Origin of the sequence: Streptomyces xantholiticus (assembly GCF_014651015.1) — a bacterium.
Lineage (GTDB): Bacteria > Actinomycetota > Actinomycetes > Streptomycetales > Streptomycetaceae > Streptomyces > Streptomyces xantholiticus.
The window spans coordinates 369,758-396,307 of sequence record NZ_BMWB01000001.1 but is presented as its reverse complement, the minus strand read 5'-3'; the positions used below and the strand labels follow the sequence as shown (position 1 = coordinate 396,307).

The following is a 26,550-nucleotide window of genomic DNA, read 5'->3' as shown; positions in this document are numbered from 1 at the left end:
GCCGCCCGAACGGCGTAGACGCCCCCTGACGTCAGCCTTCCGTAAGGAGTCGGACCCTTGGCCGGGCAGCTCTCGGCGTTCTCATGGAAGACATGAGAATCAGGAGGATCGGACCGCCGATCACCGTCCGGCCGCCCAGGTTCGCCGGCAGGCTGCACGACGCCCGCACCGCCACCGCAGTCGGCCGGTGGCTCGGCGCGGCGATCGCCGTGTGCTTCATGACCGGACTGATCAGCCACTATCTGCAGCGGCCGCCGGACTGGCTCGCCGGGGCGCTGCCCAGCCGCCCCGCCTGGGGCTACCGGATCACCCAGGGGCTCCACGTCGCCGCCGGCATCGCGGCGATCCCGCTGCTGATGGCCAAGCTGTGGACCGTCTATCCCAGGCTGTTCGTGTGGCCGGCCCTCCGATCGGTGCGGCACGGCCTCGAACGGCTCTCGGTGGCCGTGCTCGTCGCGGCGTCCGTCTTCCAGCTCGGTACGGGTCTGCTGAACACCGTCCAGTGGTACCCGTGGCCGTTCTCCTTCGTGCCCGTGCACTTCGCTGTGGCCTGGCTGCTGCTGGGCGCGCTCGTGCTGCACATCGCCGTCAAGTACCCGAAGATCACGTCGCACTGGAGCCGGCGCTCGCCGGGGACGCTCGAGCTCCCCGCCGAGGACGGGCCCGACCGGCGTTCCCTGCTCGCCGGTGTGGCCGCGGCCGTCGGGGCGGTGACCCTGACGACCGTCGGCCAGTCGCTCACACCGCTCCGGCGGTTCGATCTGCTTGCGCCCCGCCACCCCGACCACGGCCCGCAGGGTCTGCCCGTCAACCGCACCGCCGCAGCCGCCCGGGTCGGCCCGGCGAACGTCGCCGACTGGCGGCTCACCGTGACCGGACCCCGCTCCTACACCCTCACCCTCGACCAGCTCGCCGCCCTGCCGCAGCACACCGTGACCCTGCCCATCGCCTGCGTCGAAGGCTGGAGCAAGTCCGCACGATGGACGGGCGTACGCGTCCAGGACCTGCTCGAACGGGCCGGGGCGCCGCCCGGGACGGCGCTGCGGGCCGTCTCGCTGGAGCGGCGCGGCGCCTACCGGGTGATGGAGATGGGCGGTGGCTACACCGACGACCCGCTCACCCTCCTCGCGCTGCGCCTCAACGGAGAGGTGCTCTCCCTCGACCACGGCTACCCCGCCCGGATCATCGCCCCCAACCGACCGGGCGTATGGCAGACGAAGTGGGTCAGCAGGATCGAGGCGGTGCTGTGATGCGGCTCCTGCTGGGCGCGGCGGGTATCGCCCTGATGACCGTCGGCCTGTCCCTCCTCGTCACCGGCGGGCAGTTCCGGGACGTCGCCCTGTGGCTCGCGGGCGCCGTCGTCCTCCATGACCTCCTCATCGCCCCGCTGGTGCTCGTCATCGGCCTGCTGCTGGCCCTCCTCCCAGCCCGCGGCCTGCTGCGCGGCGCCTTCGTCGGCGCCGGGTGCCTGACCGTGATCGCCCTGCCGGTGCTGCTCGCCCCGGGCACGCCGAGGAACCCCTCCGTGCTGCCGCTGGACTACCCGCGCAACTGGCTGCTGTCGCTGGCCGCGGTGGCCGCCGTGACCGGCGCCGTCCTGACGGGCCGATGGCTGAGCGTGAGGTGGGCACGGCGCAACCGGGCGGGCGGGCGGCGCTAGGCGGCCGCGTACGGCGGGCGGGCGGCGTCAGGCGGCCGCGTACGGGCGGTCGCGACGGGCGTCACGCAGCACGGAGCCCCACCACAGCAGCTGGTCGAGCATCGCCTTCGCCGCGCCGTTCGGACCCTCGGGGTCGATGAGTGTGCCGTCGGGGCCGAACAGCTCGTAGTAGCGGGGGAACGAGACCACATCGCGCACCGTGTGGGCGTGCAGCTCGCCGAAGACCTGACGCAGCTGCTCGATCGCCAGCAGACCGCCGCTGCCGCCGCTGTACCCGACGAAACCGATCGGCTTGGCCTGCCACTCCGTGTAGTGCCAGTCGATGGCGGCCTTCAAGGACGCCGGGAAGCTGCGGTTGTAGTCCGGCGTCACCACCACGATCGCGTCGGCGTCGGCGATATTGCGGGTCAGGCCGGCCATCTCCGCGGGCCGGTCCATCTCCGGCTGCAGCGCCGGAGGCAGGGGAGGCAGGTCCAGCGGCAGCGGCGTGTCCGCCAGATCGATCAGATCCACCGTGAACCGACCGTGCAACTGCGCCTGTTCGGTGAACCACCGGGCGACCACCGGGCCGAAACGGCCCTGCCTGACGCTGCCGACGATCACTGCCAGGCGGAGGTTCTTCTCGGACATGTGCGTACTCCTCGTCGATGAACAGGAGCCGCCCCGGACCGGGGCCGCTCGGCCTCCAACCTGCCGCCGCGGCACGCGGCCAGGAAGGCCGGGCCGAGACTGGTAGTGGCAGGGCCACGATCCGGGTACGCCAGGCTGTTAGGTTCGAACGGTGAGCGACAACGAGCTGGGCCTGTTCCTGCGCACGCGCCGCGAGGCCGTCTCGCCGGCCGATGTCGGCCTGCCCGTCGGCTATCGCCGCCGTACGCCAGGCCTGCGCCGGTCCGAACTCGCGACCCTGGCCGGCGTCAGCGTCGAGTACGTGACCCGCCTCGAACAGGGCCGGGACCGGCGGCCGTCGCCGTCCGTGCTCTCCGCGCTGGCGGACGCACTGCGGCTGCCGCCGGGCGAGCGCATCCATCTGCACCGGCTGACGAAGGCCGCCGACGGCGGCTTCAGCTGCATGGGTGCGGCGGCCCCCTTGCGTGACGTCCGCCCCACCGTGCGGGCCCTGCTCGACCGGCTGGAGCCCGCGCCGGCGGTGCTGGTCAACCGCGTCGCTGAACTGCTGGCCTGGACAAGGGGGTACGAGCGGCTGACCGGCCCCCTCGGCCTGCTCGACGACACCCCGCCGAACCTCGCCCGCTTCGTGCTCGCCGACGACCGGGCGCGTGCCGCGTACCCCGACTGGGAGCGTGTCGCCGACGAGCAGGTCGCCTTCCTCAAACACGGCCCGTTCCGCGCGGACCCGCACATCGCGGCCCTGGCGGACGAACTGACCGTCACGGCCGGCACGGTCTTCACCGACCGGGTGGAGAGGCTGCCGGGGCTGCCGCGGCCGAGCGGCGTCCTGCGGATGACCCACCCGCAGGCGGGTGAGCTGCGGCTCGCCTACGAGACGCTGGACCTCCCGGCCGACGACGACCAGCGCCTCCTGGTCCACCTGCCCGCGGACGCGGCGGCGTCCGCGGCGCTCGATGCGCTGGCGGGGAGGCGACCGGGCGCGCTGCGCGCGGTCTCGACGGCGTGACGCCCGCCGACGTGAACGTCTTGCACCGGCCGGGCTGCACACGCAGCCCCGCCGACGTTTGAGGCCCGGGGCTCCGGTGGGGGCCTGCCCACGCCGCCAGGCGTAGGGGGAGGAGCCCCCGAAACACCGCGCGAAGCGCGGTACCGGGTCCGGGCCGGAGCCGGTTCGGGAAGGGGCGGGGGGAACGCGCAGCGGCCCCGCGTCCTACCGCGCCCCGCGCCCCAGCGCCACGAACCGCCGTGTCCCCACCGTCCACGTGCCCCGCAGCGACCACCCCGCGCCCGTCCCGTACCGCAGCAGTGCCCCCGCGCCCACGCGGGCCCAGGGGAACGCCGTGCCCTGGGCCGCGACGCCGTCGAAGACTCGGACACGGACGCGCTCGTCGACGTCCAGCGGCGCGGTCTCCGCGATCAACAGGCCACCGGGTGCGACGACTTGGGCCACACGCGACAGCAGCGCCCGCGGATCCCCGCCGATGCCGATGTTGCCGTCGATCAGCAGCGCCGTGCTCCAGGAGCCCTCGCCCGGCAGGGGGTCGAAGACCGACCGGCGCAGCGCGCTGCCGCCGATGCCTCTCGTTCGGGCCACGGCCTCGGGGCTGACGTCGATACCGAGCGCGGTCCGTCCGCGCGCGGCGAGCGCGGCGACGAGGCGGCCGGGCCCGCAGCCGATGTCGAGGACGGTGCCGCGGCTGCGCGCGAGGACCGTGCGGTCGGCGGCGTCCGGTTCGGCGCACCAGCGTTCGACGTCCAGCGGCAGCAGCCACCCGTCGGGCCGCCGCAGGTAGAGCGGACCGCGGCCGGTGCGCAGCGCGTCGGTGTACGGGTCGGCCTGCCAGGCCGGCGGCGCGGTCAACGTGCCCCGGCCCCGGCCATGGCGGCCAGTGCCGCGGCGAACCGCGTGCCCGGCGCACCGGCGGCCACCCGCCGGGCGTCGTCCGGCGTGTCCACGTCCCTCAGCCGCGGCAGCTCCCGCACCCCGAGTCCCGCCCGGACCAGCCGCTGCCGCTGTGCGGCGCCCGTGTCGGGGGACGACATGGGCACACCGCGCACCAGCCGTCCGTCCGGTTCCGCCAGGCCGAGCGCCCAGAACCCGCCGTCGTCCGCCGGACCGAGCGCGGCCTCCCCAGGAACCAGGTCGAGCCCGGCGGACAGGAGTTCAGGGGAGACCTGAGGTGTGTCCATGCCGATGAGCAGCGCAGGGCCGTCGCACCGTCCGAACGCGTCCGCGAGCCGTTCGTCCAGTCCGCCCCCGCACTGCGGCACGACGTCGATGCCGGGAGGCAGCCATGCCCCGGGCTCGCCGTCGAGGACGAGGACCCGGCGCCTCGCCGGCGTGGCGAGCACCGCGTCGAGGGTGTCCCGCAGCGCGGCCTCGGCCAGGGCCGCGGCCTCCTCGGGCGTGTGGACGGGTGTGAGACGGGTCTTCACCCGGCCCGGCACCGGCGCCTTGGCGATCACCAGCAGCGTTCCGTTCATCGGGCATCCCCACCCACCGGGGAACGCGGCTGTTCCGCGAGCACCGCGCTCATGTCCCGTACGGCCTGCCAGGTGCCCCGCCATGTACCGGTGACTTTCGACTTCCCTGATCGCGGCAGGTACGGGACGTCGACCTCCCGCACCCGCATGCCCGCGTCGCAGGCACGGACCACCATCTGGAGCGGGTAGCCGCTGCGGCGGTCGGTCAGGCCGAGCGCCAGCAGGTCGGTGCGGCGCGCCGCACGCAGCGGGCCGATGTCGTGCAGCCGCAGCCCGGTGCGGCGGCGGAGCATGAGGGAGAGCGCCGCGTTGCCGGCCCGTGCGTGCGCGGGCCACACGCCCCGTGTCTGCGGTCGTCGGCGCCCCAGCACCAAGTCGCTGCCCGCGGACGCGATTTCGCGTACGAATCCGGTCAGCAGCCCGGGATCCAGCGACGCGTCGCAGTCGCAGAAGCAGACGTACTCCGCTTCCGCCGCGCTCAGCCCTGCGTGGCACGCCGCCCGGAAGCCCCGCCGTGGTTCGCTCACGACATGCGCGCCGAGCGCGCGGGCGATCTCGGCCGAGCCGTCGGTCGAGCCGTTGTCGACGACGATCGCCCGCCAGCCGGCCGGAACGCGTGACAGCACCCACGGCAGTGCCTGCGCCTCGTCCAGACAGGGCAGGACGACGTCCGCGCTCAGCATGCGGCACCCCGCAGGCCGTTCGCCGCGAACTCGGCCATGCCCTCCGCGAAGCCGACCCGTGCCTTCCAGCCCAGTTCTGCGCGGAGCCGTCGTGAGTCGGCGGTGATGTGCCGTACGTCGCCGAGCCGGAACTCGCCGGTCACGACCGGCGCGGGTCCTCCGTGCGCGGTGGCCAGTGCGGCGGCCATCTCGCCGACGGTGTGCGGTGTCCCGCTGCCGGTGTTGTACGCGGTCATCACCCCCGGCTCCCTGCCCAGGACCGCTTCCAGTGCGATCGCGTCGGCCTCTGCCACGTCCCGTACGTGCACGAAGTCCCTGCGCTGGCCGCCGTCCTCGAAGACCCGTGGTGCCTCGCCCCGTTCCAGCGCGGAGCGGAAGAAGGACGCGACACCCGCGTAGGGGGTGTCGCGGGGCATCCCCGGCCCGTACACGTTGTGGTACCGCAGGGCGACGGCGCGCCCGCCGGTCGACCGGGCCCAGGAAGCTGCCAGATGCTCCTGCGCCAGCTTCGTCGTGGCGTACACGTTGCGCGGGTCGACGGGTGCGTCCTCGTCGACGAGGCCGGGAGACAGTTCATCGCCGCACGAGGGGCACCGGGGCTCGAAGCGCCCGGCCTCCAGGTCCGCCGCGGCACGCGGCCCGGGCCGTACCCGGCCGTGCCGGGCGCAGTCGTAGCGGCCCTCGCCGTAGACGACCATCGAACCGGCGAGCACCAGGTCCGTGACCCGTGCCCGGGCCATCGCCGCGAGCAGCACGGCCGTGCCGAGGTCGTTGCAGCCGACGTAGTCGGGCGCGTCGGAGAAGTCGGTGCCGAGGCCGACCATCGCGGCTTGGTGGCAGACGGCGTCCACGCCGCGCAGCGCGTCCGTCACGGCCGCCCGGTCCCGTACGTCCGCGTGGATCCACTCGGCGTCGGGCAGTTGCGGAGGGCGGGGATGGGCCGCGGGGAGCAGGGCGTCGAGCACGACCGGATCATGGCCGCGCGTGGTGAGTGCCGTGACGATCTGCGAGCCGATGAAGCCCGCGCCACCTGTGACGAGTACACGCATGTCTGCGACGCTACGGCGGGAAGGGCGGCGGACGGCCGTTCCGCGCCGTGCCGTCACAGGTCGGTAAGGAGTGGGCTGCGCCGCGCGGGTGAACGGGTGCTACGGCCGGCTCAGATACGCGAGGCCCGGGTGCTCGGCGCGGTAGCCGTCGACGAGACGGCGGGCGACGCTCACCGAGTCGACCAGCGGATGCAGCGCGAAGGCCTTCACCGCGCCGGCCCGCGAACCGCTCTCGGCCACCGCCAGCACCTCGCGTTCGACCGCCTTGACCGCGGTGACGAGTCCGACCGCGTGGTACGGCAGCGGATCCACCGCCACCGGATGCGCTCCGTTCGCGTCGACGAAGCAGGGGACCTCGATCACGGCGTCCGGGTCCAGCACGGAAAGGGTGCCCCTGTTGCGGACGTTGAGGATGAGCGTGGTGCGTTCGTCGCGGGCGACGGCCCGCATCAGGGCCAGCGCCACCTTCTCGTACCCACCCGAATCCAGGTCGTCCTCGTCCCGCTCGCCGACGCCGGCCGCTTCCCGGTTGGCGGCCATGTAGGTGGCCTCGCGCTCGGCGAGCGTACGGTGCCACGTGGCGAGCGGCGGAGTGCCGGGCCGCGCCATCTCCTCGTAGAAACCAGCCTGTTGGGCGAGGAGGAACGCGCCCCTGGTCTGCTCGGCCTCCCGGTAGGCGCGGACCGTCTCGCGGTTGAAGTAGTAGTAGTGCAGATACTCGTTCGGTACGGCGCCCAGCGACCGCAGCCAGTGGGGCCCGAAGAGCCGGCCCTCCTCGAAGGAGGCCAGCGCCTTGGGGTCGTCGAGAAGCCGGGGCAGTTGGTCGCGTCCGCCGACGCGCAGGCCGCGCAGCCAGCCGAGGTGGTTGAGACCCACGTAGTCGATCCACGCGGTCGCCGGATCGGCGCCGAGCACCTTCGTCACGCGGCGGCCGAGGCCCACCGGCGAGTCGCAGATGCCGATGACGCGATCACCGAGGACCCGGCTCATCGCTTCGGTGACCAGGCCGGCCGGGTTGGTGAAGTTGATGACCCAGGCGTCGGGTGCGAGCGCGGCGACCCGGCGGGCGATGTCCGCGGCCACCGGCACGGTGCGCAGCCCGTACGCGATGCCGCCCGCGCCGACGGTCTCCTGACCGAGGACGCCCTCGGCGAGTGCGATCCGCTCGTCCGCCGCCCGGCCTGCGAGGCCGCCGACGCGGATCGCGGAGAAGACGAAGTCGGCGCCGCGCACGGCCTCGTCGAGATCGCGGGTGGCCACCACCTCGGGCGCGTCGGGCTGCCCGGCCGCCTGCTCCCTGAGCACCCGGGACATCGCGTCCAGCCGGCCCGCGTCCACGTCGTGCAGGGTGACGCGGGTGATCCGGCCGTCCGCCTGGTCGCGGAGAAGCGCCCCGTACACGAGAGGCACCCGGAATCCGCCGCCGCCGAGAATCGTGAGCTTCATGCACGTACGCTACTGGGCGCCGGCGTCCCGGGACCCGTCAGCCGAGGTCGAGCGCGTTGCGCAGGCCGAGCCGGTACCGGGTGCGGTCGTGCCGTTTGAGGGGCTCGAGCTCCGGGGCGCGGGACAGGGGCGCGACGGTGCAGCGGGGCGCGGTCGATCCGGTGCGCTCCAGCAGCGCGTTGACGGCGGCACGGGCGGAGGCGTTGGCGCCCTCCATGGTCGCCAGGTCGATGTCGACCGAGACGTAGTCGCCGGCCAGGAAGAAGTTGGGGATCGAGGTCGCTGCACGCGGGCGGTTGTGGAAGGTGCCGACGGGGTGGATGAGGAACTCGTCGTCGTTGGTCGGGTACGGCGTGCCGAGGCCGTCGACGCCGGGGTCGAGAACCAGGAGTGCAGGGCGCTGTCCTTGAGCACCACCTTGCCGGTGTCGTTCAGCGCGGCCTTCAGCTGCGCCCACACCTCCTTGGCGACTTCGGCGCGCGTGCACTGCTTGGCGGTCTTTGCGTACAGGATGCCGGGCCGGTCCCATTCGGACACGTTGACCGACAGGCAGTCCTGGCCACGCCGTCGCCGTAGTCGGCCGGGAAGTCGCGGCGCGGCCAGTGGGCGGCCTGCTGAACGGCCGTCAGGGACCAGGGGGAGTCGATGCAGTTGAGGTGGCCGTGCAGCAGCGGGGCGCGTTCGGTCAGATAGAACTGGTGCGGCCGCGATGCCGGGGATGAAACGGAAGCCGTGCTCGGCGGGCACGGGTCTGCGGCCGCCCTTGGCGCTGTCGGGTACGTCCATGCTCCTGGCCTTGCCGCCCAGGGCACGGCCTTCGTAGACGGTGACCCGAAAGCCGCGTTCGGCCAGTTCATGAGCGGCTGTCAGACGGGCGACGCCACCCCAGAGCACCGCGACGGAGGCACCCGGCGCGGTGGTGGCGCGGGTGGCGGCGGCCGCGGTCCCGGTGACGCCGGCAGCGGCCGGCGCAGCGCCGGTGACACCGGCGGCTCCCGCCATGAAGGTGCGCCGCGAAGCACGTCGTGAAGTGCCGGAACGATCCATCCGAAGCCCCTTACCGACGGTAACCTTCGCGTCCGGCGCCGGAGCTTACGGAGATCCCGCTCGACTCGGAAGCCGCAGGTGCGCCTCCTTCGCGCAATGGCTGGAAAATGAAGCCATGTCCCGACGAGCCAAGCGCACCAGAGGCACCACCCCTCCCACGCTCACCACCGACTCGCCCTGCCCCTGCGGGCTGCCGGCCACCTACGGCGAGTGCTGCGGCCGGTTCCACCGCGGGGAGGAGTCGGCGCCCACCGCGGAGCTGCTGATGCGCTCCCGCTACAGCGCCTTCGTCGCCCACGACGCGGCGTACCTGCTGCGCACCTGGCACTCGTCGACCCGCCCGCGGCACCTCGAACTCGACCCGGGCATGCAGTGGACGTCCCTCGAGGTCGTCGCCACGACGGACGGCAGCGCCTTCCACACCAGTGGGACCGTCACCTTCCGCGCCCGCTACCGCCACCACGGCAAACGCGGCGAACTGCACGAGTGCAGCAACTTCGAGCGCGAGAAGGGCGCGTGGGTCTACGTCGACGGCACTTTCATCGAGTGATGGAGCTCGCCCCGGCACCCGCTTCAGCGCGCGCATGGTCGAACCCGTGCTTCCGGGGGTGGTCGCCTCGCTGATCGGCGGGCGGGGGCACCGCAAGCGGCGATCGCCTGCGGGGAACGAGGACGGGATCCCGTTCCATGCACCAGGGCGGGTGGAGAGGGGCGCGCGGCGCCCGGGCGGCTGATCGTCGATACCGCAACGCTCGCCTGGAATGCATCGCAGGTGGACGGACGGCCGCCCTGCCCACCGATCTGCGCGCCGCTCCGGGTTCCGGCCGCCGTCGGTGCGGGAGGGGCCGGGGATCAACCCGAGATCACGGATCATCGAATGCGAGCCGGCGGTGAGGTCATCCTGATCGCGGTCATGCCGGAGGAGCCGGCCTGTCGTCAAGGCCCTCGACAGCGCGTGAGCCCCCGGGGCGCCGCCCCTCGGTAACCGCCCCGACCGCGCTCGCCCCGCCGTGCTCGCCCCCTCGACAAGAGGGGCGGCCTGAAGCGAAGGAGTGGGGCCGGTCAGCGCCCGCGCCGCGGTCCGACCGTGAGCCGGGGGTCGTACGCCGCCAGCACTTTGTTGGCCCGTGCCAGCGTGGAGAGCGCATGCTCCCTCTCCGCCCGGTCCTCTGCGCACAGCGGCCCCCGGAACATGCTCACCTCACGCGCCGCGCACTCCGCGTCGATCTCCGCCTGCAGGATGTGGACCGGCATGCAGGAACCGATCATGGCCGCGACACGGTCGGGGATCGGAACCGGGACGAGGGGGGAGGCGGTCACGTGAAGTCCTTCTTTACCGTTACGGGTCGCCCCGTTGTTTTCTCGTAACGCGGGAGTAGGTACCCGCGAGCAAGTGCCGAGGTCCCGTCAACTCCCCGATCGCGAACAGCGAACCCGCGAACCGGAGCCGACCATGGGCGTACACAAGGATCTGAAGAGGGCGAAGAACCACAGCGGTCTCGCCGATCGCGTCCCGGTGGAGCTGGCCAGCAAGGACGGGGTCGTACGAGAGGCGCGCACCGCGTCCCTCGCCCGGCCGCCCGTCTCCGGCAGCACCGGCGACATACCTTACGCGAACGCCGCCGAAGCACCCGAATCGGTGGTCCTGCGACGCAAGGGTGACGACGGCCGCTGGAAACCGGTCACCGCAGCCGAATTCGCAGGTCAAGTCACGGAAAATGCCAAGGGGTTGATCGCCCGGGGCGTGGAGCCGGTCGGCCGGGTCGCCGTGATGTCCCGCACCCGCTACGAGCGGACCGTGCTCGACTTCGCCGTCTGGGCGGCCGGCGGAGTGAGCGTACCGATCTACGCCACCTCCTCCGTGGAGAAGATCGCCTGGGTCCTCCAGGACAGCGGCGCAGGTCAAGTCGTCGTGGAGAGCGGGGAAGACGCGGGACTCGTCGCCTGGGCCGCCGCCGGGGCCGAGGCGCCGCCCCGGGTCCTGGTCCTCGACGACGGCGCGATGGTGACTCTGGCCACACTCGGCCGTGACGTACCCGACAGCGAGATCATCGAGCGACGGAACGCACTCCCCCTCGACACCGCCGCCACGCTCTGCTACAGCTCCGGCACCACCGGCAAACCCGAGGGATGCGTCCTCGCCGAGAGGCGCCCGCTCCACCGCCCGCCCGCAGCGACGGTCCTCCTGTCGCGGACGGGATCGCTCACCCTCCTGAGGAGGTGAGCACCTCGCCGAGGTCGTAGCTCACCGGCTCCTCGAGCTGCGCATACGTGCAACTGGTGGGCTCCCGGTCGGGCCGCCACCTGCGGAACTGCGCGGTGTGCCGGAAACGGTCGCCCTCCATGTGGTCGTAGGCCACCTCCACCACCCGCTCCGGACGCAGCGCCACCCACGACAGGTCCTTCTTGCCCGACCAACGGCTCGGCGCGCCCGGCAGCCGGGCGCTCTCACGGGCGCTCTCCTCCGCCCAGGCCGCCCACGGGTGACCTGTCACCGGGTCCATCCGCAGCGGCTCCAGCTCCGCCACGAGCTCCTCGCGCCGCTTCATCGAGAACGCCGCGCAGACGCCCACGTGCTGGAGCGCCCCGGAGTCGTCGTAGAGCCCGAGCAGTAGCGAACCGATGACCGGCCCGCTCTTGTGGAAGCGGTAGCCGGCGACGACGACATCGGCGGTCCGCTCGTGCTTGACCTTGTACATCAGGCGTGTGTCCGGCCGGTACGGCAGATCGAGCGGCTTGGCGACGACACCGTCGAGGCCCGCGCCCTCGTACCTTTCGAACCACTCCTGCGCGACCTCGATGTCGGTCGTCGACGGCACGAGGTGCACGGGCGGCCGGGCGTGCGCGAGCGCCTGGGCGAGGAGCTCGCGCCGCGCGCTGAGCGGGGCGTCCAGCAGCGACTCGTCGCCGAGTGCGAGTACGTCGAAGGCGACGAAGCTGGCCGGTGTCCGTTCGGCGAGCATCCGCACCCTGGAGTCGGCCGGGTGGATGCGCTCGGTGAGCTTGTCGAAGTCGAGCCGCCCGTCGTGCGCGATGACGATCTCCCCGTCGACCACGCAGCGGTCCGGCAGATTGGCCAGAAGCTCGGCGACCAGCTCAGGGAAGTACCTGGTGAGCGGCTTGCCGGTACGGGAGCCGATTTCCAGCTCCTCGCCGTCGCGGTGGACGATCGCCCGGAACCCGTCCCACTTCGCCTCGTAGTGCATCCCCGGCGGGATCTTCTTCACGGACTTGGCCAGCATCGGCTTCACAGGCGGCATCACGGGCAGATCCATGCGTCGATTCTGCCCGATATGCGGCGTTGTCGCCCTCGGCCTACCGTGGCGCACATGGGTGCAGCGGTGGAACTGGAAGCAGGCGGGCGGACCGTACGGGTGTCCAATCCGGACAAGGTCTACTTCCCCGAGCGGGGTTTCACCAAGCTGGATGTCGCGCAGTACTACCTCGCCGTGGGCCCCGGCATCCTCCGCGCCCTGCGGGAGCGGCCCACGACGCTGGAGCGCTATCCCGACGGTGTCGAGGGCGAGTCCTTCTTCCAGAAGCGTGTCCCCAAGTACCTTCCCGACTGGATCCCCACCGCCCACATCTCCTTCCCGAGCGGGCGGACCGCGGACGAGATGTGCCCCACCGAGGTCGCCGCCGTGATCTGGGCGGCCAACCTGGGCACCCTGCCCTTCCACCCCTGGCCGGTGCGCAGGGATGCGGTCGACCACCCCGACGAGCTGCGCCTCGACCTCGACCCGCAGCCCGGCACCGACTTCAAGGACGCCGTCGCGGCAGCCCACGAACTGCGCGCCCTGCTCGACGAGCACGGGCTGCGCGGCTGGCCCAAGACCTCCGGAGGCCGCGGGGTGCACGTCTTCGTACCGATCCGGCCCGAGTGGGAGTTCACCGGTGTGCGGCGCGCCGCCATCGCCGTGGGCCGGGAGCTCGAGCGGCGGATGCCGGGCCGGGTGACCACGGCATGGTGGAAGGAGGAGCGCGGCGAGCGGATCTTCGTCGACTACAACCAGACCGCCCGCGACCGCACCATCGCCTCCGCCTACTCGGTGCGTCCCCGCCCCCACGCCCCCGTCTCCGCGCCGCTGCGCTGGGACGAACTGGACGACGTCTCGCCGTTCGACTTCGACATCGCCACCATGCCCGGTCGTTTCGCCGAACTCGGCGACGTGCACGCGGACATGGACGACCATGCGTTCTCGCTGGAGAGCCTCCTGGAGCTCTCGCGCAAGGACGAACGCGACCACGGCATGGGCGATCTGCCCTACCCGCCGGACTACCCGAAGATGCCGGGCGAACCGAAGCGCGTCCAGCCGAGCCGCGCGAAGAAACCGACCGCCTGAACCCGCCCCGTTCCCCGCCCGCCCCCACCGCCTCGGTCGGGCCGCGCCCCGGTAGGGGCCTGCCTGCTCGGGTGGCCACCGCGGGTCGGGCCGCCCGGACGCGCCGGCTTGGGTCGGGCTCCGGTGGGCCCCGCCTCGGTCGGGCCGCGCCCCGGTAGGGTCCCGCCCGCGCTGGTGGCCACCGCGGGTCGGGCCGCCCGGACCTGCCGGCCTGGGTCGCGCTCCGGTCGGGCCCGCTCGGGTCCCGGCCGGGCAGGTCGCCTCCTGGGTGGGCAGCCACTGCCGCGGATCGCCTCCCCGGGGTGGGCATGCCCCCGGCCGGAGCCGGGCCGCCGTCGCTCTGCCGTACCGGAGGCAGGGCAGATGCGCACCGGCGCTGCGTGGGGGCGTGGGGGGTGAGGGCGTCAGCCCCACCGACCTTCCGGGCCCCGGGGGCCTGCCCCCGGTTACGGGAAGGGGCGGGGAGGGGGAAAGGCTCCCGGTCCAGGCCCACCCGCCGCCGCCAGATAGTCGGCCAGTGACCTGCGAGGCCGCCAGCCCTCCGCCCTCGCGCGCGTCACGTCGAGGACGACCGGGTGCGCGAGCTGGTCGACGGCGTATCTGCTGAGCGCCGGCTCGGTGCGCGCGAGGCGGGCCGCGCCCTCCGCGAGGCGGGCCGCCGCGGTGGCGAGAGCCGGCGGGAGGTGCCGGATCCGGGCCGCCACGCCGTGCGCGCGCAGCACCGCCCGTACCGCCGCGTCCCTGCCGTACGGCTGAGGATCGGCGATGTTGTACGCGCCCGGTGGCCAGCCCGCCGCGGCGAGGCACGCGTCGGCCAGGTTCTCGACGGCCGTGAGGCTCAGCCGTACGTCCGGGCCCGGCAGCAGCAGCGTCCCTGCCCTGACCCGCGACAGCAGACGCGGCAGGAGCTGTGTGTCGCCGGGGCCGTACACGGCACGCGGACGAAGCACGACGGCGCCGGCGGCCAGGGCGATCGCGTCGCCGGCCGCCTTGGTGCGCCCGTAGGCGTTCAGGTGTCCGGCCTGCGGGTGGTCCTCGCGGACCAGGGTGCGGGCGGGGCGCGGGTCGTAGACGCTGGCGCTGCTCACCCAGATCACCGGGCGGCCCCCGGCCGCTTCCAGCAGCCGCACGGTGCCTCGCACGTTGACGGCGTGCATTCGCTCCTCCGCGGGCGAACCGGGTGGCGGGTCGCCGACCGCGGCCGCGCAGTGCACGACGTGGTCGACGCCGGACAGGTCCGGGGCGCCTGACGTGGCGTCCCAGAACCGGAATTCGCCCGTCGGCCCTGGTCGGCGACCCAGGCACACCACCTCGGCGCCGGCCGCCGCCGCGGCCCGTGCGACGTGTCCGCCGCAGAAGCCGGAGGCGCCGGTCACGGCGATGCGGAGCCGGGCGGTCACCGGCGGACCCCGGCGCGTACGGTGAGCGTCCGCCAGCCGGGCAGCGCCGCGCGGCGGTCGACCTCCGCCCGAACCACGGCGGGTCGGTACGGGGCCATTGCCGCGAGCAGGTCCTCCAGCAGCGCCCGGGCGAGGGCGGCTCCGGGACAGGTGTGCGGCCCGGCGCCGAAGACCAGCCGGGCGACGCCCGCAGGCGCCGGGTGCAGCGCGTCGGGGTCGTCCCGGTGTGCGCCGACGGCGTGCCGGGCGACCAGCAGCACTCGGTCACCGGCGCGCACCGGGCACCCGCCGACCGCACCGTCCGCCGCCGCGACCCGCGGCAGCAGCGGCGAGGCGGCCGTCACGCGCAGGAGTTCGCCGACCAGGCTCCGGCGCAGCGTGTCGTCGGAGGCCTGCTCCCACAGGGCGGCGTCCGCGCACCAGGCCGCGGCGCGGGGGAGGGCGGCGACGGTCGTGTTCACCGCCGCGACCGCCACCATCGCGGACAAAGCGTCGTCGCCCTCGCCGCCGAGGAGTTGGCGCAGCCGGGTCGTTGCCCGCGCCACGGCGGCCGTCGCCCCCGGCCGCGGCGGGCCGGGCAACTCACTGCGGACCGAGGCGGCGGCGACCTCCGCGGCGGCAGCGGCAACAGCCCGGGGCGAGGCGGGGGAGTCGAGCAGCGCGCAGACGACCGTGCCCGACAGCTCCCGGGCGAGCGCGACGACGTCCACCGTGCCGCCGGATGAGAGCGGTTCGAGGCGATCCGCGAACAACGGCCGCCACAGCTCCCGCAGTTCCTCGATGCCGGCCGTTCCGAGGCCACGCGCCAGACCACGCCGCACGGCCCGGTGCTCGCCGCCTTCCTGGTCGAACAGGACACCCGCGTCCCCGGGCCCCTTCGCACCGAGAGCCGACCGCGCCGCGCCTCCGGTGGTCCCGGGTGCCGTACGGTCGAGCGGCAGTCGGGTCAGCACCTCGCGGTAGGCGTCCGGGTCGTGCACGAGCACGGTGCGGCCGATCCTGCGGAACGGGCGCCCGCGGGTGGCCGCGAGCAGGGCGAAGAGGAACGGGTGCGCCCGCCAGTACACGCGGCGGTCGCGCCGCCGCGCCGCCCGGGCGAGGCGCGCGGTGCCAGGGGCGGCACCGGCCGGCTCCGCGCCGTCCGGCCTCGCGAGTTCCGGGACTGCGTCGGCCGACGACGCGACGCCCTCGGTACGGGCGCCGGCCGGACCGGTGAGGGCGGTCACCGGGCAGGCGGCGCCGTTGCCACCGCTGTGGCGTCGGCCCGTAGAGAGGGATCGTCGGCCGGTCATGTCCGCACCTCCGTGGGCCCCGCCGTGCCCAGGCGTTCCGCCGCCAAGCGCGCCGTCGCCGCCCGGTCCGGTTTGCGCGACCGGCCGGACAGCGGCACGTCCGCGAGGAGCAGCGCGTCCGGCCGGGCCGAGCCCATCCGTCGCAGCGGCCCGGCGAGCGCGGCCCTCAGCCGGGACTCGTCGTGGCCCGGCCGGGGCTGGACGACGGCGACCAGCCGCTCGTCGCCGTCGCCCGCCGGGACTCCGACCAGCACGGCGAGCTCCACCCCGGGCACATGCAGCGAGGGCTCGTACAGACCTGGATAGATGTTTTCGGCACGCCGCAGCACCATGTCCTTGCAGCGGCCCTCGAGCACGATCCGGCCGGAGGCGTCCAGATGGGCCCGGTCGCCCGTTCGCACCCATGGGTCGGGGTCCTCCCCGAGGTAGCGGTTCCTTGCCGCCGGTCCGGACAGCAGCAGCTGACCGGCCTCCGTGCGCACCTCGACACCCGGCAGCGGATCACCGACGAGATCCCCCGCCCCCGTGTACGCCGCCTTGTCCCGGGACTCGACCGCCGCGGCGGGGAACAGCTCGGTGAGCGCGTACACACCCCAGGCCTCCGCCGCGCCTGCGGCCCGTACCCGACTCAGCAGTTCGGCGCCGGCCGGCGCCGAACCGGTCCACACTCGGCCCGTGAAACGGGCGCCGGCGTTCAGAGCGTCCCGCAGCTGAGGTGGCGTCAGATACGTGGCCTGCGGGCGCAGTCGCTGAAGCTGTCGTGCCAGGACCTTCGGGGAGCGCGCCGGAAGCGCCACCGGCGCGCCCTGGGCCAGTGCGGGGACGAGGACGAAGAACGTTCCCCCGGCAACGGGTTCGCCCGGCCGGGCACGGAACAGTGCAGCGACCGTACTCATGCCGGCGGCGAGGCCGGAGCGGGTGTGGACCACGGCCCTCGGCCGGGACGTCGTACCGGACGTGAACACGATGACGGCGTCGGCGTCGCCGTGGTCGAACGACGGAACGCGCGCGTCGGCCCTGCCGAGCGCGGGTGCGCAGCCGGGAAGCCGGCGCCCGACCGTGGCCACCGGGCCGAGCTCCTCCAGGGGCGGCAGAGCCAGCCGTGCCCGCGCCGCCAGTGGCCGGGCCCAGCCGGCGACCGCCTGTGCGGCGGCATCGGCCAGCACGAGCGAGGGCCGGACCGACGCCAGCCTGGCGCGCAGCACATCGGGTCCGGCGCCGGGGTCGAGTACGGCGCCGCGCAGCCCGAGCCGCCACAGGGCGAGCAGGACGGCGAGCGCCCGTGGCCCGGGACGCACCGCGACACCGACGGTGTCACCGGGGCGCAGGCCGCGTGCGAACAGCGAAGAGGCGTACGCGTCGGCCAGACCCGCGAGTTCGCCCCGGGTGGCCCGGACGCGGGTCCGCCCGGTGCGGGTCGTGCCGAGCACGGCGGGGCGCTCGGGCGAGGAGCACAGTGAGTGGTCGAGAAGGTCGAGCATGATGAGCCGTCCACGGGTAGTCGGAGCGGGTCCGCGGTGCGCAGCGCGCCGTTGGTTCGCGAGGGGCCCCAGGCCGCCCCGGTTCGGGAGTGAGCGCGTCAGCGGGGGTCGTCGCCGCGTCCGCCGCTGCCCTGGTCCAGGTACCAGCGGGCGGTGCCCCGGATGCCGTACGCCCGGAGCCTGCGTGTGGAGTTCTCGACGACCATGGCGGGGCAGCGCACGATCCGGTCCGTCTTTCGCCGTACCCGGTTCAGGAACAGCCGGTCCGTCGGCGACGGCCGGCGCGGCATGCCGCCGCAGGCCAGATACAGGTCGGCGGTGATCGCCATGTTGTTGCCGGCGTGCATGCGGTAGGGCGCCAGGTAGCCGTTCCTGCGGGCGTGCGCGGGCCGGAGCCGGCCGAACAGGGCGGCCAGCGACACCAGGGCCGAGAACCCTGCCCGTCCGAGCGGACCGTGCTCGTCGCGCCGGGCGACGACTCGCCCGCACACCATGCTCGGTCCCGGCCGGCCGGTCATCGCGGCGCGGGCGGCCTGTGTCCAGCCGGGCCGTGGCAGACAGTCGGCGTCGGTGCGTGCCAGCAGCGTCGCACCTTGCTCGATGGCGTGCCGGAAACCGGTGTCCACGGCGCAGCCCACACCCTTCTCCGGCTCCTCGAGCACCTCCACCGGGAACGGCGCGCCGGTCGCGAAGTCCCTGGCGATGATGCCGGTGCGGTCGGACGAGGCGTTGTCGACCACGAGCAGGGTGAAGTCGCGGTCCCGCTGCGCCGCGAGGGCGCGCAGGGTACCGGCCAGCCGTTCCTCCTCCTGGTGCGCGGGAACGATCACCCACAGATCGCCGCGGCCGCTCATGACTTCTCCCAGACCATCGTCATGATGCTGATGCCGCCGCCGAGGCCGACGAACAGCACCCGCTCACCCGCCGTCAGCTCCCCGTACACCCGCTCGAGCTGCACACCGATGCTCGCGCTGGCGATGTTGCCGAGCTCCGGGACGGTGACCACGAGCTTGTCCACGGGCACGCCGGTCAGCTCGGCGAACCGCTCGAGATACGGCACGGTCACCTGGTGGACCAGCACCTTCGCGAAGCCGTCCCAGTCCAGGCCCACCCGGTGCAGGGTCCGTTCGACGACGGAGGCGCCCACCTTCTCGAAGACGCCGCGCAGTTCATGACCGTCGCCACGGAAGTAGGTGTGCTCGTCGCCGCGTGGGTGACGCGAGCCGCCGCCGGGGATGCCCCCGACGTCCCAGTGCTCGGAGTGCGTCTCGGTGTCCACGTCCAAAATGCCGCCGCGCTCCACCGCTTCCAGGACCACGGCCGCCCCGGCGTCCCCGAAGGTGTAGCCCGCGAAACCCGCTCGGAACTCGGCGAAGTCGGCCGGCGTACGGCGTATCGCACGGGTCGGCGTCTCGCCCGTGACGACCAGCGCCCGCCGGGCACGGCCCGCCAGGATGGTGCTGCGGGCGACGTCGATCCCGTTGACGAAGCTGTTGCAGGCGTTGGTGACGTCCAGGGCGTGCGCCTTCGAACCGAGCCGGGCCTGCACGATGTGGGCTGTGGCGGGCTCGACCATGTCGCGTGACGCTGAGGCGAACAGCAGCAGGTCGATGTCGTGCGGGTCGAGCGACGCCTGCGCCAGAGCACGGCGGCCGGCGCGCAGCGCGAGCGTCGAGGCGTACTCGTCGTCGGCCGCGACGTGCCGCGTGTCGATGCCGGTGGCCTGCGCGAGCAGCGTGCCGGGCAGGGACTTGGCGAGGTGCGCGGTCGCCTCGCGCTGCAGGCTGTGCGATGTCAGCACCGTGTCGGGCAGCGCGCTGCCGACGCCGGTGATACCGACCCGCTGACGCGGATCGCTCGTGTGTTTGAGCATGCGGCGATCGTCGCAGCGGCCCGGCCGGGCGGGCCTGAGTACAGCTGCTCATTTCCGCCGCCCCGCGGCTGAGTAGCGGCACGGGTGGCGACGCACCGCTGCCCCGCCGTCCCGGACGGGACGGCGGGGCAGCCGGCGAACGAACCCGGGACTACAGCTCCCTGATCCTGATGTCGCGGTAGGAGATCACGTCCGTCGTGCCGTGGACCTGGAGGCCGACGTAGCCGGTGGCGTACCGGCGGCCGTCCGTGCCCGGGTCGTCGGAGCGCGGCGGGTCGAACACCTGGCCGCCGGAGTTGTCGAATTCGTTGATCAGCCTGCCGTTGCGGAAGATCGAGTAGTGCTGGCCCTCCACCCGGATCTCGTAGTCGTTCCAGGTGCCCTTCGGGGTCACTCCCGCGCCGCCGAGGCCGACGCGGTCGAAGCCGTAGATCGAGCCGGACTTGTACATGTCGCCGTCCGGACGGTCGAGGATCTGCACCTCATGGCCGTACTTGATGGCGACCCACTCCGGGCGGGGCTCCTCCGGGTTGTCGTGGACCCACGGGAAGCGCACGAAGACACCGCCGTTGGCGTTGCCCGAGGCCGGTGCGTCGTCGCGCCACTGGAGCCTGAGCGAGAAGTCGCCGTACTGACGCTGCGGGAACCACAGCATGCCCATGCCCGGGACGGTGGTGCTGCTGGTCATCGCCCCGTCCTCGCCGAGCGAGAACCTGCCGCCGCCGACGTGCTGCCACTTGGAGAAGGATTGCTCGGTGCCGTCGAAGATCTTGCGATAACCGTCGGTCCGACCGGGCTTGCCGATGCCGGACTCCGTGGCCGCGCGGTAGATCTTCCGGTGCTCGCGGCCGTCGATGACACCCTCCTCGAGGAGCCGGTCGAGCACCTCGTCCACGTGCTTGAGGAACAGGGCGTGCGAGGACCAGTCCTTCTCGTCCTCGATCAGCTCGTTGATGGTGCAGCGGCTGCGTGTCATACGGTTCGGGACACCGGTGTCGACCTCACCGACGACGACCGTCGTGCGTTCGTCGTACTCGGGGCAGTTGGGTGCGGGGACGCCGCCTCCCTCGGTGACGGAGAACGACAGGCTCCTGGCCTCGGAGGTGTTGCCCGCCTTGTCCGTGGCCCGGTGGAGAACGGTGTGGAAGCCGACCCGGTCGACGGCAACCGGCTCGGTGTAGGCGAGGTACGGGCCGCCGTCGAGCGAGTACTCGATCTTCTCGAGGCCCGAGCCGCCGGAGTCGACCGCGACGACAGTGACCGTGGCCCGTCCGACGTACGCGCCGTCGGAGTTCTGGTCGCCCGCGATGCCGGCGGTGGTCTGCGGCGGCTCCTTGTCCTCGGCCGGCGGTTCGACGACCGTGAACTCCACGGACTTCTCGGCGGACGCGTTGCCCGCCTTGTCGGTCGCCTTGTAGCGGACCGTGTGCGCTCCCGCGTCGCGCACCATCACCGGCGCGGTGTACGGCTGCCAGGTGCCGTCCCCGACCGCGTACGCGACGGTGTTGACGCCGGAGCCCGCGTCGGAGGCGGTCACGGTGACCGTGGCCATCCCCACGTACCGGCCCTGATCGTCCTTCTCGCCGCTCACCGTGGCGGAGGTCTCCGGCGCGCTGGTGTCGTCCGTGGGTGGGGCGACGACGGCGAAGTCGACGGACTTCTCCGTCTCGACGTTGCCCGCCTTGTCGTACGCGCGGTAGCGGACCGTGTGGGTGCCGACCCGGTCGACGACGACCGGCGCCGTGTACGGCTGCCACGGGCCGTCCGCGCCCAGCGCGTGCTCGATCCTGTCGACGCCCGCGCCGGCGTCGGTCGCCGCCAGGGAGACGGATGCCTGCCCGATGTAGGCGCCGTCGGCGTTCCTGTCGCCGTCCACCTTCGCCGTCGTGACGGGTGCGGTGGTGTCCTCGCCGCTGCCCTCGGTGACGGTCAGGATGCCCTGCATGGAGCCGTGGCCGGGGATGGTGCAGTGGTAGAAGTACCGGCCGGGGGTGAGGTTGACCCGGGCGGTGTGCCTGCCGTCCGTGTCGTCGCCCGGATTGGCCAGCAGGTTCAGCTGTACGTCGTTGTTGAACTCGACGTCGGACACGGAGAACGTCAGGGTGTGCGGCATGCCCGTCGTGTTGCCGGTGGCCTTGCTGTTCTCGAAGACGATCGTCGCAGGGCCGGCCACCGCGGTGGCCGGGAACGACAGATAGCGGTCGATCGGGTCACCGGCCGTCCAGGTCAGCACCTGCTCGGCGGCCGCCGGTCCGTCCGCCCCGGCCCGGTCGGCAACCGCCTTGCCGTGGGCGGGCACGGACGTCAGTCCGACGACCATCACCACGGCGGCCAGCAGGGCCGTCCACACACTCGCGGTTCGGTGTCCGAGTGTCACTGCGCCGCCCTCCTCGCCAGTTGATCGGCGGCCGGGGTCGCCCCGCCGCCCTGGTAGGTCACGTGCCACAGCGCGGAGTTGGAGTCGGAGGTGAAGAACCCGCGCCCGTAGTCCAGGACGTACAGCGACCCGTCCGGCGCGAACTTCCAGTCCATGAGGTTGCGGATACCGCCCGAGCCCACCGGCACGATCTTCTTGAGCGACTCGGCGTGCACGGGCAGACCGCCCATGCCGACGGTCCTCGGGTCGGTCAGCACCGCGTGGCGCGGCTGCTCGCCGTCGTAGAAGTCGCCGACGAACCACTTGCCGTCCCAGTACGCGGGCCACTTGACCGGCGAGTCGCTCGACGCGTCGTAGCGGTACACGGGGCCGTTCATGGTCGCCTGGCCGCCGCCCTTGAGCCACGGCAGCAGCAGCTTCTGCTCCTCCTGTTTGTAGCTGGGGATGCCGTTCGCGTCCCGCGGGTAGTCCACCCCACCGCCCTGCGGCGAGTACCAGATGGTGTTGGGCGTGACCGGCGGCAGGTTCACCAGACCGTCGTTGTTGGGCGACTCGTTCTTCGGGGCGTCGCAGTCGTACCAGCCGAGCGGCTTGCTCGGGTCGGGCAGATTGCGGTCGCGGTAGGGCTGGTTGTTGCCCATGCAGTACGGCCAGCCGTGGTTGCCGGCCTTGGTGATGGCGGCGAAGGTGTCGTACTTGGCCGGACCCCAGGTCGTCGAGGGGGCGCCTGCGTCCGGGCCGACCCAGCCGGCGTAGAGGATGTCCGTCTTCCGGTCGACGAAGATCCGCGCCGGGTTGCGGACGCCCATCACATAGATCTCGCCGCGGGTCTTCCCGCCGCCCTCGGCGGTTTCCTCGCCTGTGAACAGGTTGCCCTCGGGCAGGGTGTAGGTGCCGTCGTCCTCGGGGTGGATCCGAAGGATCTTGCCGTTGAGGTTGTTGGTGTTGCCCGCGGTGCGGCGCGCGTCGGCGAACGAGACGCCCTTGAAGTCGGGGTCCGGGTTGTTTCCGGAATAACCGCCGCTGAAGCCTGACGAGTTGTTGTCGCCGGTCGCGATGTACAGGTTGCCCTTCGAGTCCCGGGCCATCCCGCCGCCCGCGTGGCAGCAGCTGTGGATCTGCACCGGCCAGTGCAGCAGCACCTTCTCGCTCGCCGGGTCCAGACGGTTGGTGGCGAGGTCGAGTGTGAAGCGGGAGACACGCCGCTCGGCCATGCGCGTGTCACGGTCGATCTCGGAGTGGGGCGTGTAGTGCAGATACACCCAGCCGTTGGTCATGAAGTCAGGGTCCAGCTCGATGCCGAGCAGCCCCTCCTCGTTCTTGACCAACTCGTCACCGCCGCCCTTGTTGCCGAAGACGGTCAGCGCACCGGCCCGGGTGACCTGCTTCGTCTTCGGTTCGTAGACGTGGATCTCGCCCCGGCCCTTTCCGATGCCGGGGTCGTTCCAGTCGGTGACCACGGGCTGGGACGAGTCGGCGCCGCCGCGCCCGATGTAGAGCACCCGCCCGTCCGGTGCGACGACCAGGCCGTGCGGCTCACCGATCTGGTCGTTCCTGCCCGGCTGGTTGGGCTCGGTGACCCGTTCGGCCGTGTAGTTGGCGTCGATGGTCGCCTTGCAGTCGGCCTGCGAGATGCGGGCCGTCCAGGCGAGCGCGCCGCGCAGATGGTCGCGGAAGTCGGTCTCGGCGAAGCTGTCGACCGTACCGCCCATGCCGGTGTAGAAGGAGCGGCCGCCGTCGTAGTCACGGCACCAGGAGACCGGATGGTCCCATCCGTTGGGCTCGGCCGCCGGGGTGTACGAGTTCTCCTTCACCCGCGCCACGGTGTGCACCCTGCCCGAGGGGTTCTGCACCCAGTTGAACCACCTGTCGGGCCGCTTCCACTGCAGCGGAAGCGATGTGGTGGCCGGGTGCATCCGGTCGCCGACCTCGACGACGGCCCGCTGGGTGCTGCTGGGCGCCCCGGTCGGCCGGGCCCCGATCAGGCCGGTGAACCAGTCGGAGTACGGCTCGGTGCGCGCCGCCTCGTGGATGCCGACGAAGCCGCCGCCCGCCTCCAGGTACGACTCGAGGCCGGCCTCCTGGGCGGGGTCGAGCACATCGCCGCCGCCGGTGAGGAAAACGACTGCGTTGAAGCGGCCCAGTTGCTTGGCGTCGGTGAAGACCGCGGGGTCGTCGGTGGCCGCCGTCCCGAACCGGCCGGCCGCAGGCCCGGTCTGACCGATCGTCTCGATCGCCGCGATACCGGCGTCCACGGTCGGCGACTCGGCGGTGGCGGACGCGTGGAACACGAGCACCCGCACACTCGCGCCACCGGGCGGCGACGGAAGGGACAACGTTGTCCTGGGCTCCGGTTGGGGCGCGGCGCCGGCGATGCTGCCCCCTCCGAGCAGGGACGCGGTCAGGGCGCCGACGCCAAGTGCCGCCGCCAGTAGGCGTTTTCGCGATCGTGTCTCTCCGGACCTGTGATGTGGTGCGCGCTGCATGTGGTCACCCATCCCTCTGTGGTCACAACAACAGCCGTTGAAGCTAGACGTCTTTCGGTGCTTCGCCAAGAGGTATGACCGCAATCCGACGAACTTTGTCCTGACTGTGGATAAACGAAGATCACCCGGTTACCGTGTGGCCGTCCCCGGGGTCGGTACGCCCCGTCAATCTCTGCCGATGACTGGAGAGTTCGACATGGACAGACGGAGCTTCAATCGGCGCCTGGTCGCGGGCGGCGCCGCGGCGGCCACAGGTGTGACATCGTTGTCGATCCCTTCCGCCTCCAATGCTGCCCCGGCCCCGGCGAAGGGCGCACCCAGAACTGCCCGGGCCGGCGGCCGAATACGCCACCTCAAGCTGTACGCGGAGAAATTGGCCGACGGACAGATGGGATACGGCCTGGAGAAGGGCAGGGCGACGATTCCCGGTCCGCTGATCGAACTCGTCGAAGGGGACACGCTGCACATCGAGTTCGAGAACCTGATGGACGTCCCCGTGAGCCTGCACCCGCACGGCGTCGACTACGACATCGCCAACGACGGCACCAAGGTGAGCCGCAGTCATGTCGAACCGGGCACCACTCGCACCTACACCTGGCGCACCCACATCCCTGGCAGACGCCCGGACGGCACCTGGCGGCCCGGTAGTGCGGGCTACTGGCACTACCACGACCATGTGGTCGGCACCGACCACGGTACCGGGGGCATCCGCAAGGGCCTCTACGGTCCGCTGGTGGTGCGCAGGAAGGACGACATCCTTCCCGACAAGCAGTTCACCATCGTCTTCAACGACATGACGATCAACAACCGCCCGGCCGCCGACCCGCCCAACTTCCTTGCCACGGTCGGCGACCGCGTCGAGATCATCATGATCACGCACGGCGAGTACTACCACACCTTCCACATGCACGGTCACCGCTGGGCGGACAACAGGACCGGCCTGCTGTCGGGGCCGGAGGACGTCAGCCGGGTCATCGACAACAAGATCACCGGCCCCGCCGACTCCTTCGGCTTCCAGGTGATCGCCGGCGAACACGTGGGCCCGGGCGCATGGATGTACCACTGCCACGTCCAGAGCCACTCGGACATGGGAATGGCCGGCCTGTTCCTCGTCGCCAAGCCGGACGGCACGATCCCGGGCCATGAGCCGCACCACCCGACGGCGGGGTCGGCCGAGGGCGAGCACGCGCACTAGCCCGGCGCGCCCAGGTCCCACATCTCCCAGGTGGTGTACGGCTCGGCCTGCACGTACAGGCGCGGGCCGCGGGCGAGGACGCGGCGGCGCCCGACGGGCGAACCGTCGGACCGCACGAGCGTGCTGTGCAGATACGGCGCGGCGGTGCGCTCGGCCAACGTGCACAGGACGAGCCTGTCTTTCTCCTGCCCGTAACCGCCGAAGAAGGCGACACCGCCGTCGTGGACGGCGGTCGCCTTCGCCCCTGGGACCGGTGAATCCCACACCCGCACCGACCCGTCGCCGCGGACACGGACCAAGGGGAAGTCGGTGTAGTAGTACGCCCAGGTCGTGCCCTGATGCGTGTTCAGCGCGTAGCAGTCCGCCACGCAGCCGCCCGGAGTGGACGGCGGGAGTTCCCACAGTGACTCACCCGTCGGCGACCAGCTCCGCACCCCGGCCTCGCTGAGCGGGTCGTCACCGAACACGCCCTCGTCGAAGTAACCCACCCACAGATCACCGGACTCGTCGGCCAGCAGATGCTCGATCGCGTCGCCGACGGCGAAGGACCAGGAGGCCCTTCCCAGTGCGTCGAAGATCTGGACGTGATCGGCGCGGCCCCGGCGCCGGGCGTCGGCCACGACGAAACCGCCGTCCGGGAGGGCGTCCAGCATCGGATACCGCGCGGTCACAGCACTGAGACGGGTCTCCTCGACCCGGCCGTCGTCCACGGTGACGACCGACGCGTCGTACGGCCCGCCGTTCCCGCGGCGTTCGGCCAGCAGCCAGTGGGCGCGGCCGAACGCGTCCACGGTGCTGTGCAGGATCTCCTGACGGGCACCGGAACGGGCGCGTGGTAGCCGGGCGTACGGGACCAGGGGGGTGATGTGCATGAGGGCGTGCTCCTCGGAAGCCGGGGACGGACTTGGGCGGCGGTTCGTCCGGTCCGGCGGTGCGTTCGCCCAGGGCAGCGACGGGCGCCTACGCGGCATGGCCCTTTCTGGTCGTCATGGCTCGGATCCTGCCGGACGCCGCGGCCTTGACGCAATGTGGTTGCAGCGAAGAAGGGGACCACCGGGCGCGCCGTGGTGCGCCCGGCCGGGATCGGTAGCAGACTCGGCA

24 protein-coding genes and 1 pseudogene are annotated in these 26,550 nt (G+C 72.6%); 7 read left to right on the top strand and 18 right to left on the bottom strand.

What is annotated here, in order from left to right:
• The first annotated feature begins 83 nt into the window (after positions 1-83).
• Together IE198_RS01810 and IE198_RS01805 are read left to right on the top strand one after the other, a co-directional pair.
• A complete protein-coding gene (locus tag IE198_RS01810; protein WP_189881878.1) occupies positions 84-1,250 on the top strand; it encodes a molybdopterin-dependent oxidoreductase in 1,167 nt (388 codons plus the stop codon).
• Positions 1,250-1,660 (top strand): hypothetical protein, encoded by a 411-nt coding sequence (locus tag IE198_RS01805; RefSeq protein WP_229833680.1) that lies wholly within the window; start codon positions 1,250-1,252, stop codon positions 1,658-1,660. The genes IE198_RS01810 and IE198_RS01805 overlap by 1 nt, the downstream gene beginning before the upstream one ends.
• Positions 1,661-1,687: 27 nt before the next feature.
• On the opposite strand, the gene IE198_RS01800 is transcribed toward IE198_RS01805, so the two are convergent.
• Positions 1,688-2,290 carry an NADPH-dependent FMN reductase gene (locus IE198_RS01800; RefSeq protein ID WP_189881875.1) on the bottom strand — a complete coding sequence of 201 codons (603 nt, stop codon included), beginning with the start codon at positions 2,288-2,290 and terminating at the stop codon, positions 1,688-1,690.
• A 151-nt stretch (positions 2,291-2,441) separates the two neighbouring features.
• Between IE198_RS01800 and IE198_RS01795 the strand changes: the two genes are divergently transcribed.
• Entirely contained in the window at positions 2,442-3,299 is an 858-nt protein-coding gene (locus IE198_RS01795; RefSeq protein ID WP_189881873.1) for a helix-turn-helix domain-containing protein, read from the top strand.
• Positions 3,300-3,503: 204 nt separating this feature from the next.
• On the opposite strand, the gene IE198_RS01790 is transcribed toward IE198_RS01795, so the two are convergent.
• From IE198_RS01790 to IE198_RS36515, 7 genes and pseudogenes are all read right to left on the bottom strand, one after another.
• Positions 3,504-4,154, bottom strand: a complete 651-nt coding sequence (locus IE198_RS01790; RefSeq protein WP_189881871.1) for a class I SAM-dependent DNA methyltransferase — start codon at positions 4,152-4,154, stop codon at positions 3,504-3,506.
• On the bottom strand, positions 4,151-4,777 hold the full coding sequence (locus tag IE198_RS01785) for a TIGR04282 family arsenosugar biosynthesis glycosyltransferase (RefSeq protein WP_189881869.1): 627 nt from the start codon (positions 4,775-4,777) through the stop codon (positions 4,151-4,153). The genes IE198_RS01790 and IE198_RS01785 overlap by 4 nt, the downstream gene beginning before the upstream one ends.
• Entirely contained in the window at positions 4,774-5,460 is a 687-nt protein-coding gene (locus IE198_RS01780) for a glycosyltransferase family 2 protein (protein WP_189881867.1), read from the bottom strand. The genes IE198_RS01785 and IE198_RS01780 overlap by 4 nt, the downstream gene beginning before the upstream one ends.
• Positions 5,454-6,509, bottom strand: coding sequence for an NAD-dependent epimerase/dehydratase family protein (locus tag IE198_RS01775; RefSeq protein WP_189881865.1), 1,056 nt, complete (start codon positions 6,507-6,509; stop codon positions 5,454-5,456). Before IE198_RS01775 ends, IE198_RS01780 begins: the two co-directional genes overlap by 7 nt.
• 99 nt (positions 6,510-6,608) lie before the next feature.
• The gene (locus IE198_RS01770; protein ID WP_189881863.1) at positions 6,609-7,955 is read right to left on the bottom strand and encodes a 6-phospho-beta-glucosidase; all 1,347 of its coding nucleotides are present in this window, start codon (positions 7,953-7,955) and stop codon (positions 6,609-6,611) included.
• 37 nt (positions 7,956-7,992) lie between these two features.
• A complete protein-coding gene (locus tag IE198_RS36520) occupies positions 7,993-8,412 on the bottom strand; it encodes a hypothetical protein (RefSeq protein ID WP_373299762.1) in 420 nt (139 codons plus the stop codon).
• 296 nt (positions 8,413-8,708) lie between these two features.
• Positions 8,709-8,957 (bottom strand): annotated as a pseudogene (locus tag IE198_RS36515) (NAD(P)-binding protein); the annotation flags it as partial.
• A 160-nt stretch (positions 8,958-9,117) separates the two neighbouring features.
• Between IE198_RS36515 and IE198_RS01760 the strand changes: the two are divergent.
• Complete coding sequence (locus tag IE198_RS01760) at positions 9,118-9,552, top strand: YchJ family protein (RefSeq protein WP_189881861.1); 435 nt, start codon at positions 9,118-9,120, stop codon at positions 9,550-9,552.
• Positions 9,553-10,064: 512 nt separating this feature from the next.
• Here the strand turns inward: IE198_RS01760 and IE198_RS01755 are convergent.
• A complete protein-coding gene (locus IE198_RS01755) occupies positions 10,065-10,322 on the bottom strand; it encodes a hypothetical protein (RefSeq protein WP_189881859.1) in 258 nt (85 codons plus the stop codon).
• A gap of 133 nt (positions 10,323-10,455) precedes the next feature.
• Between IE198_RS01755 and IE198_RS01750 the strand changes: the two genes are divergently transcribed.
• Positions 10,456-11,226, top strand: a complete 771-nt coding sequence (locus tag IE198_RS01750; protein WP_189881858.1) for an AMP-binding protein — start codon at positions 10,456-10,458, stop codon at positions 11,224-11,226.
• On the opposite strand, the gene IE198_RS01745 is transcribed toward IE198_RS01750, so the two are convergent.
• Complete coding sequence (locus IE198_RS01745; protein WP_189881856.1) at positions 11,207-12,277, bottom strand: ATP-dependent DNA ligase; 1,071 nt, start codon at positions 12,275-12,277, stop codon at positions 11,207-11,209. The genes IE198_RS01750 and IE198_RS01745 overlap by 20 nt on opposite strands.
• Before the next feature lie 54 nt (positions 12,278-12,331).
• Here IE198_RS01745 and ligD point away from each other — a divergent pair, with 54 nt between their 5' ends.
• Positions 12,332-13,345 (top strand): non-homologous end-joining DNA ligase, encoded by a 1,014-nt coding sequence (ligD, locus tag IE198_RS01740; protein ID WP_189881854.1) that lies wholly within the window; start codon positions 12,332-12,334, stop codon positions 13,343-13,345.
• A gap of 446 nt (positions 13,346-13,791) precedes the next feature.
• Here the strand turns inward: ligD and IE198_RS01735 are convergent, their stop codons facing one another.
• The 7 genes from IE198_RS01735 to IE198_RS01705 all read right to left on the bottom strand — a co-directional run bounded on the left by IE198_RS01735 (position 13,792) and on the right by IE198_RS01705 (position 24,254).
• Positions 13,792-14,745 carry an NAD-dependent epimerase/dehydratase family protein gene (locus IE198_RS01735; RefSeq protein ID WP_189881852.1) on the bottom strand — a complete coding sequence of 318 codons (954 nt, stop codon included), beginning with the start codon at positions 14,743-14,745 and terminating at the stop codon, positions 13,792-13,794.
• Complete coding sequence (locus tag IE198_RS01730) at positions 14,742-16,037, bottom strand: cytochrome P450 (protein ID WP_229833679.1); 1,296 nt, start codon at positions 16,035-16,037, stop codon at positions 14,742-14,744. Before IE198_RS01730 ends, IE198_RS01735 begins: the two co-directional genes overlap by 4 nt.
• Positions 16,034-17,518: a class I adenylate-forming enzyme family protein gene (locus tag IE198_RS01725; protein WP_189881850.1), complete on the bottom strand. Its 1,485-nt coding sequence runs from the start codon at positions 17,516-17,518 to the stop codon at positions 16,034-16,036. The genes IE198_RS01730 and IE198_RS01725 overlap by 4 nt, the downstream gene beginning before the upstream one ends.
• Before the next feature lie 98 nt (positions 17,519-17,616).
• Positions 17,617-18,372, bottom strand: a complete 756-nt coding sequence (locus IE198_RS01720) for a glycosyltransferase family A protein (protein ID WP_189881848.1) — start codon at positions 18,370-18,372, stop codon at positions 17,617-17,619.
• The gene (locus tag IE198_RS01715; RefSeq protein ID WP_189881846.1) at positions 18,369-19,391 is read right to left on the bottom strand and encodes a 3-oxoacyl-ACP synthase III family protein; all 1,023 of its coding nucleotides are present in this window, start codon (positions 19,389-19,391) and stop codon (positions 18,369-18,371) included. Before IE198_RS01715 ends, IE198_RS01720 begins: the two co-directional genes overlap by 4 nt.
• A 151-nt stretch (positions 19,392-19,542) precedes the next feature.
• Positions 19,543-21,711: an OmpL47-type beta-barrel domain-containing protein gene (locus IE198_RS01710; RefSeq protein ID WP_189882764.1), complete on the bottom strand. Its 2,169-nt coding sequence runs from the start codon at positions 21,709-21,711 to the stop codon at positions 19,543-19,545.
• Between the two features lie 53 nt (positions 21,712-21,764).
• Positions 21,765-24,254, bottom strand: a complete 2,490-nt coding sequence (locus IE198_RS01705; protein WP_189881844.1) for a ThuA domain-containing protein — start codon at positions 24,252-24,254, stop codon at positions 21,765-21,767.
• 196 nt (positions 24,255-24,450) lie between these two features.
• Here IE198_RS01705 and IE198_RS01700 point away from each other — a divergent pair, with 196 nt between their 5' ends.
• Entirely contained in the window at positions 24,451-25,449 is a 999-nt protein-coding gene (locus IE198_RS01700; RefSeq protein ID WP_189881842.1) for a multicopper oxidase domain-containing protein, read from the top strand.
• On the opposite strand, the gene IE198_RS01695 is transcribed toward IE198_RS01700, so the two are convergent.
• Positions 25,446-26,321 (bottom strand): YxiH-YxzG fusion protein, encoded by an 876-nt coding sequence (locus tag IE198_RS01695; protein ID WP_189881840.1) that lies wholly within the window; start codon positions 26,319-26,321, stop codon positions 25,446-25,448. The genes IE198_RS01700 and IE198_RS01695 overlap by 4 nt on opposite strands.
• Positions 26,322-26,550 lie beyond the last annotated feature (229 nt).